Raw genomic sequence first — 13,233 nt, 5'->3', positions numbered from 1 at the left:
AAATTAATACAATTTTGTTAAACTTATGTATGTAACCTGCTTTTTTCTCTATACTTCGATCAGCGCTAACCTAAGAACAATAATATGAAATTCAATCTATATTCAACGACTTTTGTCTGCTTGTTAATGCTTGTGCCCCAAGGCATCGTTAACGCGGCAAATGACCCTGCATTGGCAGCAACAACAGAATCTGCAATCGCGGTGACAGCAGAAGAGCCGACAGCCAATCAATGGAATAACAGTTGGGGGGTGGGTATCGGTATGCGCCGTGGCGATATTCCCTACGCCACAGAAGAAGATGAGGTGTATGACACCTTGCCGCTCATCTACTTTAAAAATGACTATTTCTATATCAATGGAATGGAAGCTGCTGGTCATATTTGGAAAAATGACAACCACCAAGTCAATCTTTATACCCGTTTTCGATTTGTCGATATCCCAGAGACGCTGCAAAATGAAACCCAATCTCAGGCCTTTGATTTCGGTTTACAATACCGTTTTGTAAAGGATGAATGGGATGTCGATTTAGCCGTTCTCTCAGACTCAAACAAGCGCAGCTATGGCTATAGTCGTACTCAATACCTTTGGCAGTCTGGAGATTGGCGCCTACTGCCTTACGCCGAGTTTCAGTGGAAAAGCGCCGATTTTAATCAATATTACTATGGCTTAGATAAATATGATGTTGGTGGCGGTGTTAGCTTTAATGCTGGTATCAAGGCCCGTTACCATCTCATTAGTAATCTATATTTATTAGGCCAGTTTGGCGTCGGCCGTTTAGAAGATGATGTCTACGAACTCCCGAGTATTAACAACCGCTTTCAGTATGAGTCCTTTTTGGGTTTTGGCTTTTTCCCTGAACCGAATAAAAAGAATTATTCAGCAAAATCGGTTGTGACTAAACAAGAAAAGCCGACAGAGTACTTACGTATTGCCCATGGTTGGGCGACACCGTCTAACCTCAATGCGATATTCAAATGGCAAACCCAAACCGACCCCTACAATAACCAAATGACCTCGGCTTTTTACGGTACTCAGCTTACCGATACCTTGTTTACCTTACCGATAGAGCTTTACTTGACGCCAGGCTTAGTCTGGCATCATGACTCCGAAGTACAAGATAATATTGCTGAAGCAATTATTGCGATTAAGGCATACTACACCTTTGAAATTGGCCCACGATTTAGACTCGGTGTCGCCGAAGGTTTATCTTACGTCAGCACGGTCACTCACATTGAGTCGAGCGAGCTAGCCGAAAAAGATTACAAGCCATCTAAGCTACTTAATTACATAGATTTTTCATTAGATGTGAATGTCGGTGATGTGTTCAATTCTAGAAAAATGGAAAACCTCTGGTTTGGTTATAGTATCCACCATCGCTCAGGTATCTTTGAGTCCAGTTCAGCCTTTGGCCGCATAAGTGGTGGCAGTAATTATCAAAGCGTTTACCTGCAATGGCACTTTTAAGCTAGATTGGTTGATTGGTTGATTGGTTGTGAGTGAACAAAAAGGCCGCATTCGCGGCCTTAATTTTCTAAACATGCGTAAACACACACAAACTAACGAGACACTTTCACCTCGGGTGAATTAAGCATCGCCAACATAGGGTTGCTCGACATGACTCGTTGCTTAAGCGCAATACCGATAATCAGACCTGCGATAAAACCGCCAATATGCGCCCAATAAGCCACGCCTCCCTCAGCAAACCATACCCCAACAATATTGATCAATAACCAAATCGCAAAGAACGCCATCGGCGACAGTTTCTTTTGAAAGACAACAAACATGAATGTCAGACTGGCATGTCTAAACCACAACAGATACATACCAAACAAGCCCGCTATCGCCCCGCTCGCGCCAACCATGTATACGGTCGATGTTGGATCCGATGCAATTTGAGCAAAGACGGCAGCAAAACCACACAGTAAATAAACCGCAAGAAAACGAGAATGACCGAGTGCATCCTCTAAATTGTCACCAACCACATAGAGGAAATACATATTCCCCAGCAGATGAATGATATCACCATGAAGAAACATATGACTTAGCAGAGGCAATACCTGCTGCCCTTGCATCACCAGTGACGCCTGCATGGCAAAATTATCAAACACCCACACAGTGGCGGGGTCACTATAACCGTAGGCAAAAAAGATGATGATATTCAGTGCAAGTAAACCATACGTGACCCAAGGTTTGCTCTTGGTTTTTAAGTTGTACTCTAACGGCATTTGCAGTAAAAATTGAAACAGCCACGTTTTGACGTTGGTTTTTTGATTGAGTTGTTCTAATGCCGCTCTAATTTGCGGGGACTGCAGCACTTTTTCTCGTTCGTGTTCATCAATCCACACCCCAGTACAGGAGTGGCAAACATCCACCTCAACTTGAAAGTCGTCCATTAAAAAGTAGTGCTGCATACTGCACTGACAATGGCTGCATTGTCGAAGTGACACGCCTTGATGTTCACCGAGTGAACTTTCGATGCCGACGTTGTTATTACCATTGTCTGCCGTTGAAAGTGCGCCGTTGAGCTCGCCACTGTCGAACCATATACCACCGCACTCAGTGCAGCTATCAACCTCTTGACCATGGAAGTCAAACATTCGCATTGTTTCGTTATTACAACCGGGGCACTTAATCGTCATTTAAATATCCTTATTCAACCGTAATATTGGCAGCGTCTAACTCCGCGGCGAGAGCTTGATAGTTGCTTTGCAACATAGGGAGGGTTGATTCAGACACATTTTTGGTTAGCTCTTTGAGTTTTTCAGCGCCAAACTTTGCACCATAGAATCGACTTTCCATTTTAGAAATAATGTTTGCCGATGTCATATAGAATCGCCGAGTCTCAGTTAGAATTTGAGTTGGAGTTTCCAATGTATTGGCTGAATAGCGCATATTCTCCCAGACGAATGTTGCCATTGTAGGGTGAATACCCTTTAAGTCATAAGGGGAGCTTTTTGCCACTGTATCTGCATACTCATTGATGATAGTGACATTGTCATTCACTTCGTCGAAAAGTGCATGTCGAAGATAATAGTTATCTTGTTTGTTTGATAAATCATCGAAGATAATCGCCTGTGACAAGCCCTCTTGCGCAGCCAAATAGACACCAACAATGGTGGCAATGATCATAAACACTTGGCTTATCCAAAAGCTGGGTTTGACTAACTCTTGATTATCTAATTTGGGGAAACGTTTGATCGATTCAGAGGCTACTGGAATGTTAGGTTTGACGTCCATATCGTGCATCACTCATTACAGGCTTAAAATGCTTATTGGCCGCTAGCATATAGAAAAAATTACTTCGTCGCTACAGCGGGTTAACACCTTAACCTTTTGCTTTTTATACTTAAGCAAAATGGGGCTATCCGTTACTCTTTGTGGGTCATGCTCTCAACTGCTGCGCCGTCGCTAACCAAGAATATAAAAGGCGAATCATAGATAACAAAGATGGGATTAATTTTAGCCCGAATATCATACACAGAGAAAATCATTCGTTTTGTAGGTTCGTGAGCTATTTATTGCCTATTTTGCTTAAACAGAAATATTGCGCTTTGGCCTAATAGCGTATCGACAGTTGTTCTCCCCTGATCCCCAAGCTCAATGGCCACTTTGTCATGTAGCAAGGTCAGTGTTTTATATTGGGCTGTATGCAACTGACTGGAGCCACAAATAGCAAAGAACAGTTTTATAATCGCGCTAAACTGTGGGGTTTCTAATGCGCAAAGCCAAGATTTTTGCAGCGATTCTGTGGTGCTAAAATCTAAATCCTCAATGAGTAAGGCGCCGAGTTTCGGTTCTAACAGGGTGAGGAAATCCGCTTTATAAGGAAAGTGATGGCTGATCCCAGTACGGCTGATCCCTGTTGCTTGCGAAAGGGTGGAATAGGACATCGCGTCATAGCCCATATTCAACATCTGTTGCAGTGCAGCAGCTGTTATTTGTTCTATGGTTTGCTTGGTTTCAGCTCTTGAACGCTTTGGCATTATACGGCCCCATTGATTCGACGTGAAATGACTCTATCAAAAGCCGTTGCCAGAAACCCACTCCTTATGAAGTAATCAGCAAAGTGTTCAGCCTAGGTTCAGCAAAAAATGGCTGAACAGTGGCTGTCTGCTATTCATTAGCGAGCAAGCTAGGGCTTGGTTCTATGAGCTTTAAGATACCAAACTTCGTTTGATAAAGGTCGTGAGCTTCCAGCTCACACACGGCCAAAAGGGGATCAACAGCAATCCCCTCTTGGATCACCCCTGCCGCCCCGACGAAGTTACATGCGTTGAGTACAGGCCTCGTACTCCAATAAAAATCGCCTAACGGCTCAGATGGTACATCCATGTACCCCCGAGCCTGAACCATCATCCATGATGGTTCTACGGCATTTTTATCTACGCACTTCGGCAACTTCGATGGGGATTGGGTGTTTTCTGTTAGTTTGTTTAGGCTTTTAGATCTGTGTTCTTCAAATTAGGAACTCAAATACCGAGAGTTTGCGCTTTTATAACCCAGTGCAGATGTGGCAGAGGCCTTCGGTTTCAGGGATGAAACCGCAGAGCGGCCATGGATGGCGAAAAGCGAGCCTCAGCAGTGTCTGCACATACGCCGACTGCAGGTCATTGGAACCACTTTGGTCAGCAGCTAACGCATTTATGCCCCATTCCTTGCTAGGGATACAGCTCGCCAGTTAACCGCAGCATTGCTTTTCTTATTGAAGCTAGGATCCGGCTCCATTCGATTCGCACCCTGTTAATAAACGAAGCGCTTGCGGATGAACGGCTAGGGATGCTAATTCGCTGATTTCAACTTACTGAATAATTTTCAGTCCATTCGGGTAATAAAGGTTTGCTCGTCATCCACAAAAGCCACAAAGCCGCCGTGATAGATAAACACCCGACCACGCCCCTCAACTAGGCAGGCAAGCTCTGGGTTCAAATCTTCTTCGTTATCCTTACTTTGAAAAGTGCCGGTATCGGTGATTACGCCGCTGAGTGTAGGCAAATATCCATAAATACGCTTGGCTTGATCAATCAGTTTCAATTCGCTGGCGGTAGAGAAGCAAAAGGGAATCTCACCGGCTTCTTCGATAAATATAGTTTTCAGTTCTTCAAAAGCTGTAATCACAAGCCAGTCGATGCCGTTAACATGATGGATAAACATAGAGTTTCTCGGTAATTCTGATGCGGAGATTTTATCACTATCAGAGCAGAACGTAGTAGTGATTTAGTTGCGAAAGGCGGTAATTCTGTGCCATTACCGGACATTCACTAGGCCAACTTGAAACACGTTTCTGTCCAGAAATGAGCTAACGAAGACATAATCACCTTTGTGATCACCTCAACCCAAAACCTACAGCCGAGGTGCAGGACTCGAACCATCCTGCTCCATACTTTGATCTACAAGCCACTGCACTGCATCAGTCTGCCCCATTAACTTAATCAATGTCGGCTTAAAATAATGTCCTAAAGCGGGTTTGCGCCAATACATATATTCCGGCAGTGGTTGTACTGTTCCTGCGCCGAATGTACGCTGAATTAGGCTTGAAAATTCAGCTAAACTATCAGCGGTTGGCAGTACTATCGTCGGCCAAAAGTCAGCTAGAAATGCATTAAAACTGTTGAACGCGGTGAGCTCTTTGACGCTATAACCCGCAAGAGCTTGCGACATGATAGGCACACTCCAATGGGACATAAATGCCACATTTGCCATCACATCAATGTTACGACGATGATATTGCTGCCACGCTAAGCTCAAGCTGTTAGTTTCTTTGGCGATGCGCCAAATCAGATAGAGATCAGCTAACCACTCATGTTGAAAAGGACTGGAGATCTCAGCATTCATGGTCTTAAGCGCTTCAATCGCTTGAAGGTGGCCTAATTCATGCCAATAGGTCAGTTCATCCTGCCGATTAAGACTCAGAGAAAAGTCCCCTTCTCCCCAATTAACACTGCGTTTAAGGGGAAGTAGGCTAAAGTCGGTCACTAACACGCCTGCGACGTCGACATGCTTGAGAGGTAACACCATCGCGGCGCGCGCGCCCAATGACATTTGTATCAGTTGAGTGTTAGGTAGCTGTTTTCTGGCAGAAGGAGGGAGCTGACTTAAGCAAACTTCAAGCTGCTTAAGCTCGCAAACAAGGGCTTTCTTAGCACCGATATCATCCCAAATAAAGCCACTTGTCAGCGCGATGCTAAAAACCAATGAGTTCAGCATTAATGAGATAGCACTATTGATCTTTACTCATGGCTTTCACTAGCGATTAGCCATGATGTTTTCAATAATCGCCGTGGTTGAAATACCCTCTTCAAAGCCGAGTACTTTAACCTTACCACCCGCAGCAATCACCTCTTCACCACCCGCAATATCTTCAACGTTGTAATCGCCGCCTTTTACCAACAGATCAGGCAACAAGCGAGCAATCACGCGTTGCGGTGTATCTTCACTGAAAGGGACCACCCAATCAACCGAAGCAAGACCGGCTAACACTGCCATTCGTCTGTCTTCCGGGTTTACCGGACGCCCTTCGCCTTTCAGGCGTTTGACTGAAGCGTCGCTATTAACAGCAACGATTAATCGATCACCTAGGGCTTTGGCCTGTTGCAGGTAACTGACGTGTCCTGCATGTAAAATATCAAAGCAGCCATTGGTCATGACCACACGCTCACCACGCAGCTTAGCTTGCTCCAGCGCGTACACTAGCTGGTCTTCGCTCACTGCGCCGAAACCTGATTCACCTTGATTCAAAGAGAGCGCTTCAATTAATTCAATTCGGGTCACCGTTGACGTACCTAGCTTGGCAACCACTATCCCTGCGGCGGTATTTGCAATCGCACAAGCTTGTGGTAAATCACTGCCTGCTGCAATTGCTGTCGCTAGCGCTGAAATAACGGTATCACCCGCACCCGTCACATCGTAAACCTCACGTGCAACTGTGGGGATATGCAGTTCAGGCTGATCTTTAGTGATTAATGTCATGCCTTTTTCTGAACGCGTTACCAACATGGCATTGAGCTCAAATTGCGACAACAAAGATTGGGCTTTAGCGACTAAGTCTGCTTCTGATTCAACTTTGCCCACTACCGCTTCAAATTCACCCATGTTCGGCGTTAATAGATAAGCACCACGGTAACGAGCAAAGTCACTGCCTTTAGGATCAACTAACACTTTGACCCCTTTGTCGCTCGCCGCTTGAATAAAGGCTTCAGGAGAAACAAGGGCGCCTTTAGCGTAATCAGACAGCACTGCCACATCGACATTGTCTAACTGTAAAATGGTTTTTGCTAGCAGCGCATCACTTTCTACTTTCGAGTAACTCTCTTCAAAATCCAAACGCAGCAATTGCTGATTGCGCGACATCACTCGTAGCTTAGTGATCGTCGGCTTACCAGCAACTCGATGCCAATTAGGCTCAACGCCGAATGCTTGCACACCAATGGTCAATGCGTCAGCTGTTTCATCAACACCGACGATGCCAGCGAGACTTGCTGCGCCGCCTAGCGTGGCAATGTTAATCGCCACATTCGCCGCTCCGCCAGGCCGATCTTCAATCTGTTCCACTTTAACAACGGGGACGGGTGCTTCAGGAGATATACGCGCAGTCGTGCCCGCCCAGTAGCGATCTAACATTACATCACCAACGACGAGTACTTTGGCGTTTTCAAATGCTGGCAGAGAAATCTTCATAATGGCCGTGTGTTTTGCAAATTTACTGATGATTGTACCTAATTTTTAATGATTTTGAGTGAGTTTGAGTGAGTTTGCGTTAGAATAATGAGTAATTTTTCAATGTATTCGAGTTTTCCGTGGTAGAAAAAGCCCAGTTGTCATCTCATCTTTATCATCCTAAGTACTGGCTCCTGTGGCTAGGCGTTGCAATGATGCGCTTAACACAAGTGTTGCCATTACCTCTCCAAATGAAAATTGGCGCGGCTATTGGCAGGATTGCCATGAAGTTTGCCCGCAAACGGGTTAACACTGCCAAGCGTAATTTGCAGCTGTGCTTTCCTGATATGAGCGAAGCAGAACAGCAAACGCTATTACGCGAAAACTTTGAACAAACAGGCAAAGCTATCTTCGATACCATCAATGGATGGTGGTGGTCAGATGAAAAAATTCAGCAACATATGACCATTAAAGGTCAAGAGCATGTCGAACAAACGCTGAACAGTGGCCAAGGGGTCATACTGTACGCCGTTCATTGCCTGCCTTTAGAGATGGGCGCCCGTATCTTTGGCCAGTTCCAACCAGGAGTCGGGGTCTACCGACCGCATAATAATGCCGTAATGGAGTATCTGCAGGTCAAAGGGCGATTACGCTCTAATAAAGCGCTGGTCCCAAAAAGAGATTTACGCCAAATGGTGCGCAGCTTAAGAGCCCCCAACGTCATTTGGTACACTGCCGATCAAGATTTTGGCCGTTCGAGTGCCACATTCATCCCTTTTTTCGCGGTACAAGAAGCCGCCACCATTACCGGTGCAACCACACTGGCAAGGCTGGGTAAAGCCAAAGTGCTGCCCTTTTTTGTTGAACGAAACAGCACGGACACCGGCTATAACATCGAGATCCAAGCGCCGTTAGAAGACTTTCCTGGCGAAAATGAGATTGAAGATGCCAAGCGGGGTAATCGAATTATTGAAGAGATTATTTGCCGTAACAAAGGTCAATATATGTGGCTGCATCGACGCTTTAAGACACGGCCAAAACCTGAAGACCCGTCATTATATAAATAATTGATTAGCCCTTTGCTGCAATTGCAAAGGGCTTTTGCACGCTCACTTTCGCTCAAGAAGTAGCCCTTTTTAAAGCCTCCCCCCCCAATGTCCTCATGCTTAGCCATACTCGACATTCGCAGCTCAATGAACCTCATATAAGTATTTATTTTCACAATACTTTCTACATCGATTACTTTTCGAACATCACGTTAATGTCAAAAAGACAAAGCCGTGTCATAAGGACAGGTATAGTACTGTCCTTATGACATGATCGATATAAATAAAAACAACAATATCCTTTTAAAACAGCATCTTCAACTGTTGGCATGTTATCTGCTATAGCAAGCTACGCCTGAATAATAATACCGTTGCGCTAAGAGGACTTATGAGCAAACAAAGACTAACGGCAATTGCACTACTACTGGTGCTAATTGCTTCATTTACTGTACTACTGAGTATTGGTAGTGAAATTTATCGAGAAAAACCGCCAATCCCGACGGCTTTTGTTGATAGCCAAGGACAAACACTATTTAGTCAAAATGATATCGAACAAGGACAATTGGTTTGGCGCTCTATGGGGGGGCATCAACTGGGTTCTATATGGGGACATGGTTCATATGTTGCTCCAGACTGGACTGCAGACTGGTTACATAAAGAAGCTCAGGCTTGGCTAGATATCACCGCTAAGCAGCGTTTCAAGATCCCGTTTACGCAACTAAACACCCAGCAACAAGCAGGGCTTGAGCAAGGCTTGCGCGAAGACATTCGTCGTAATACGGTTGTCGAGCAAGCTAATGGTGATACCTATATAACTCTTTCAGACACACGCATTGCAGCGATTAAACAGGTAGAGCAACATTATTTAGCGCTATTTGGTGATGACCCAAAGTTATCATCTCTTAGAGAACAATATGCAATGAAAGAGGGTACCGTTCCGAGCTTAGATCGTCGTGAAAAGCTCAATGGTTTTCTATTTTGGGGTGCTTGGGCTGCAATAACAGAACGTCCAGATGCCGATTATACCTACACCAATAACTGGCCATTCGATCCACAAATTGGTAATACGCCAACGTCAGACAACGTGGTTTGGTCCATCTTAAGTATTGTGACTCTTATTGCGGGTATCGGCGCATTAGTCTGGCATCACGCGAGCTGTAAACATGACAGTTTGCCAAAACCTGCCGAACAAGACCCACTCTTCTTCACTAAACCCACTAAATCACAACGCGCTGTAGGGAAGTACTTCGTTACTGCGATAGGCTTGTTTCTATTGCAAATATTACTCGGAGGGATCACCGCACACTATGCGGTTGAAGGGCAAAATTTTTACGGTATTCCACTGTCAGAAATTCTTCCTTACTCCGTCACTCGTACTTGGCATACACAACTTGCCGTATTCTGGATTGCAACAGTTTGGTTAGGGACAGGTCTTTATATCGCCCCTGCATTATCGGGCTATGAACCTAAGTTCCAGCGCATCGGTGTAAACGTACTTTGGGTAGCACTTCTAGTGGTTGTGCTCGGCTCTATGGCAGGGGAATGGATTGGTGTTCAGCAGTATTTTGACCTAGACATGAATTTCTTATTCGGTCATCAAGGTTACGAATATATCGATTTAGGCCGAGTGTGGCAGATATTACTGCTGGTAGGACTATTGATCTGGCTTGCCCTTGTAACAGCAGCAATGCGTCCCGCGTTAAAAGTTAAAGGCGAGATGCGCCCGGTTATTTGGGTACTGTACGCTTCATGTGTCGCGATTGGTTTATTCTATGGTGCTGGCCTATTTATGGGTAAGCATACCAACCTTGCGATTGCTGAATACTGGCGCTGGTGGGTGGTTCACTTATGGGTAGAAGGGTTCTTCGAAACCTTCGCTACCTCTGTTGTCGCCCTAATGCTTGTGCGCCTTGGACTTATCCGTGCTCGCAGCGCAAATGCAGCAGTACTCTTCACCACGGTTATTTTCTTAACCGGCGGTTTAATCGGGACACTGCATCACTTGTACTTTACCGGTACACCCACCTCAGTGATTGCATGGGGCGCGATTTTCTCGGCTCTCGAAGTGGTACCGTTGGCACTGATTGGTTTTGAAGCGGTTGAAAGTTATCGCTTACGTTCAGCCAGCCCATGGATGATCCGTTACAAGTGGGCGATTATGTTTTTCGTGGCCACCGCATTTTGGAACTTAGTCGGCGCTGGGATCTTGGGCTTCCTCATCAACCCACCTATCGCGTTGTACTTTATCCAGGGTCTAAATACTACCGCAACTCACGCCCACGCAGCGTTCATGGGTGTATATGGAATGCTAGGTATGGGACTGATGTTATTCTGCTTACGTGGATTAACAGGACAAATGCAGTGGAATGAGAAACTTCTAAAAGGCGCCTTCTGGACCATGAACATAGGCTTAGCCGCCATGGTATTTATGTCTCTACTGCCAGTCGGCATCGTGCAGTTTTTTGCCGTTATCGACCATGGTTACTGGTTTGCTCGTTCACCAGAAGTGATCCATAGTCCACTGGTTGAAACATTGGTTTGGATGCGTATGCCTGGTGATATTTTATTTAGTTTTGGTGGCTTATTTATGGGCTACTTCTTCTTCGATATTATCAAAAAAGCCATTATTAAGAAGAAAGCAGCTAGCGCAATAGATGACAGTCAAGCATCAGCTAATGCTTAGCAACGTTAAATGATACAGACTCAAGGGCGCTATTTGTAGCGCCCTTTTCTTTATCTAATACACAGTACATTTGACACTGTTCATCATTCGCATTACTGTCAAAAAGACAAACACCTCCTATAGCTCAATCAGTATGAGTTTTGTGGTAATACTTTATGGAAATTCTCTATGTCTTTAAGCCAAACCGATCTTACCCGCATCGCCTTAGATATTACTGCAGGGCTTTCTGATCATGACCGATTCTCGCGCTTACTCGATACCATAAGGCAAACCTTGCATTGCGACGCTGCCGCACTACTGCAATTTACCGGACAACAATTTAACCCTCTGGCAATTGATGGTCTCAGCCCAGATGTACTCGGGCGACGATTTATTATCAGCGAACACCCAAGACTTGAAGCCATTGCACGCGCTGGCGATATCGTGCGCTTTCCGGCTGACAGTGAACTGCCTGATCCTTACGATGGCCTGATCCCTCATCAAGGTGATAACTTAGTGGTGCACGCTTGCATCGGACTCCCCTTGCTTGCTAACGGCGACCTCATTGGCGCTGTCACCATCGACGGTTTTGACCCTAAGCAATTTAACGATTTTAGTGACAATGAGCTGCGCACACTCAGTGCGCTTGCGGCCGCTTCGCTTAACAATGCGTTGATGATCGATAAACTCGAGAAACAGGCAGTCCAGTCACAGGAAATACCCTCTGCGAGTCGTATTAATGCCGATACTCGTGTAGAAATGATAGGCCATTCAATGGCAATAAATTCACTTAAAAATGAGCTTAATGTGGTCGCGAATACCGATCTAAACGTGCTTATTTTAGGGGAAACAGGGACAGGTAAAGAATTGGTGGCAAAATCGGTGCATCAACTCTCGCATCGTGCAAAACAGCCTCTGGTCTACTTAAACTGCGCTGCGTTACCAGAATCGGTTGCTGAGAGTGAGCTATTTGGTCATGTTAAAGGCGCGTTTACCGGTGCAATAAGTCATCGTAGTGGCAAGTTTGAAAAGGCTGACAACGGCACCTTGTTTTTAGATGAAATTGGCGAACTGCCATTAGGGTTACAAGCCAAGTTATTAAGAGTATTGCAATACGGCGACCTACAAAAAGTAGGTTCTGATAAGAGCTTGAAAGTTGATGTCAGGATCATCGCCGCGACCAATAAAGACCTTAAAAAGGAGGTGCTTGCAGGACGCTTTAGAGCCGACCTTTATCACCGACTCAGTGTATTCCCAATCGTCGTACCGCCCTTAAGAGAACGTGATGGTGATGTCACTCTATTAAGCGGTTTTTTTGTAGAGCGCTGTCGCCAAAAACTAGGGCTTAAAAGCCTTAGATTAGATGCTAGCAGCCTTGCCATTCTCAATGCCTACGACTGGCCCGGCAATATCCGTGAGTTGGAACATGTGTTGCACCGAGCATCGGTGCTATCTCGCGCGCAATCATCATCGGACAGCTGCCTTATCTCGCAGCAACATTTTGACTTCCATGTGGAGCCGCAAACCAGCGTCGCTAACGCTAAATTAAACCCTAGCCATACTGCACACCCCAGCCATCAAACGTTGAAGCAAGCTACCGCAACTTTTCAATCACAGTATATTCAGCAAGTATTAACTGAAAACGAAGGTAACTGGGCGGCAACAGCGAGATCCCTTGCACTCGACTCTGGCAACCTCCACCGACTCGCTAAACGCATTGGAATAAAATAATACGCTAAACCACATCAAAACAACCATTGGGGGTTAATGACAATAACTGCTATAAATGGCACCCAACTCATTTTTAGACTTGGGTGTTTAGAATAGATTTTTTGCGTTAGATGTTTCGCGTTCGACGGTTAAGAATTAGGG

11 protein-coding genes are annotated in these 13,233 nt (G+C 45.3%); 4 read left to right on the top strand and 7 right to left on the bottom strand.

The window, feature by feature from the left end:
• Positions 1-84 precede the first annotated feature (84 nt).
• Complete coding sequence (locus tag L2729_RS12415) at positions 85-1,464, top strand: MipA/OmpV family protein (RefSeq protein WP_248988558.1); 1,380 nt, start codon at positions 85-87, stop codon at positions 1,462-1,464.
• A 92-nt stretch (positions 1,465-1,556) separates the two neighbouring features.
• Here L2729_RS12415 and L2729_RS12410 read toward each other — a convergent pair whose 3' ends face one another.
• From L2729_RS12410 to hldE, 7 genes are all read right to left on the bottom strand, one after another.
• Positions 1,557-2,639, bottom strand: a complete 1,083-nt coding sequence (locus L2729_RS12410) for a rhomboid family intramembrane serine protease (RefSeq protein WP_248988557.1) — start codon at positions 2,637-2,639, stop codon at positions 1,557-1,559.
• 10 nt (positions 2,640-2,649) lie between these two features.
• Complete coding sequence (locus L2729_RS12405; RefSeq protein WP_248988556.1) at positions 2,650-3,237, bottom strand: hypothetical protein; 588 nt, start codon at positions 3,235-3,237, stop codon at positions 2,650-2,652.
• Between the two features lie 278 nt (positions 3,238-3,515).
• Positions 3,516-3,983: a TetR family transcriptional regulator gene (locus L2729_RS12400; protein WP_248988555.1), complete on the bottom strand. Its 468-nt coding sequence runs from the start codon at positions 3,981-3,983 to the stop codon at positions 3,516-3,518.
• 130 nt (positions 3,984-4,113) lie between these two features.
• Entirely contained in the window at positions 4,114-4,332 is a 219-nt protein-coding gene (locus L2729_RS12395; RefSeq protein WP_248988554.1) for a hypothetical protein, read from the bottom strand.
• A gap of 480 nt (positions 4,333-4,812) precedes the next feature.
• Positions 4,813-5,151, bottom strand: coding sequence for a cytosolic protein (locus L2729_RS12390; protein WP_248988553.1), 339 nt, complete (start codon positions 5,149-5,151; stop codon positions 4,813-4,815).
• 189 nt (positions 5,152-5,340) lie between these two features.
• The gene (locus L2729_RS12385) at positions 5,341-6,204 is read right to left on the bottom strand and encodes a hypothetical protein (protein ID WP_248988552.1); all 864 of its coding nucleotides are present in this window, start codon (positions 6,202-6,204) and stop codon (positions 5,341-5,343) included.
• Positions 6,205-6,243: 39 nt separating this feature from the next.
• Complete coding sequence (gene hldE / locus L2729_RS12380; RefSeq protein ID WP_248988551.1) at positions 6,244-7,674, bottom strand: bifunctional D-glycero-beta-D-manno-heptose-7-phosphate kinase/D-glycero-beta-D-manno-heptose 1-phosphate adenylyltransferase HldE; 1,431 nt, start codon at positions 7,672-7,674, stop codon at positions 6,244-6,246.
• A gap of 119 nt (positions 7,675-7,793) precedes the next feature.
• On the opposite strand from hldE, the gene L2729_RS12375 reads away from it, so the two are divergent.
• The 3 genes from L2729_RS12375 (at position 7,794) to norR (ending at position 13,092) form a co-directional block, all read left to right on the top strand.
• Entirely contained in the window at positions 7,794-8,720 is a 927-nt protein-coding gene (locus L2729_RS12375) for an LpxL/LpxP family Kdo(2)-lipid IV(A) lauroyl/palmitoleoyl acyltransferase (protein ID WP_248988550.1), read from the top strand.
• A 367-nt stretch (positions 8,721-9,087) separates the two neighbouring features.
• Entirely contained in the window at positions 9,088-11,382 is a 2,295-nt protein-coding gene (locus tag L2729_RS12370; protein ID WP_248988549.1) for a nitric-oxide reductase large subunit, read from the top strand.
• Between the two features lie 168 nt (positions 11,383-11,550).
• Entirely contained in the window at positions 11,551-13,092 is a 1,542-nt protein-coding gene (gene norR / locus L2729_RS12365) for a nitric oxide reductase transcriptional regulator NorR (protein ID WP_248988548.1), read from the top strand.
• Positions 13,093-13,233 lie beyond the last annotated feature (141 nt).

The organism is Shewanella gelidimarina (genome assembly GCF_023283945.1).
GTDB lineage: Bacteria > Pseudomonadota > Gammaproteobacteria > Enterobacterales > Shewanellaceae > Shewanella > Shewanella gelidimarina.
This window is presented reverse-complemented; position numbering and strand designations above follow the sequence as displayed.

Coding starts and splice junctions, on each gene's coding strand:
- L2729_RS12410 (WP_248988557.1), bottom strand. CDS start 2,639: ATGACGATTAAGTGCCCCGGTTGTAATAACGAAACAATGCGAATGTTT.
- L2729_RS12370 (WP_248988549.1), top strand. CDS start 9,088: ATGAGCAAACAAAGACTAACGGCAATTGCACTACTACTGGTGCTAATT.
- hldE (WP_248988551.1), bottom strand. CDS start 7,674: ATGAAGATTTCTCTGCCAGCATTTGAAAACGCCAAAGTACTCGTCGTT.
- L2729_RS12415 (WP_248988558.1), top strand. CDS start 85: ATGAAATTCAATCTATATTCAACGACTTTTGTCTGCTTGTTAATGCTT.
- L2729_RS12405 (WP_248988556.1), bottom strand. CDS start 3,237: ATGGACGTCAAACCTAACATTCCAGTAGCCTCTGAATCGATCAAACGT.
- L2729_RS12400 (WP_248988555.1), bottom strand. CDS start 3,983: ATGCCAAAGCGTTCAAGAGCTGAAACCAAGCAAACCATAGAACAAATA.
- L2729_RS12385 (WP_248988552.1), bottom strand. CDS start 6,204: ATGCTGAACTCATTGGTTTTTAGCATCGCGCTGACAAGTGGCTTTATT.
- L2729_RS12390 (WP_248988553.1), bottom strand. CDS start 5,151: ATGTTTATCCATCATGTTAACGGCATCGACTGGCTTGTGATTACAGCT.
- L2729_RS12395 (WP_248988554.1), bottom strand. CDS start 4,332: ATGGATGTACCATCTGAGCCGTTAGGCGATTTTTATTGGAGTACGAGG.
- norR (WP_248988548.1), top strand. CDS start 11,551: ATGTCTTTAAGCCAAACCGATCTTACCCGCATCGCCTTAGATATTACT.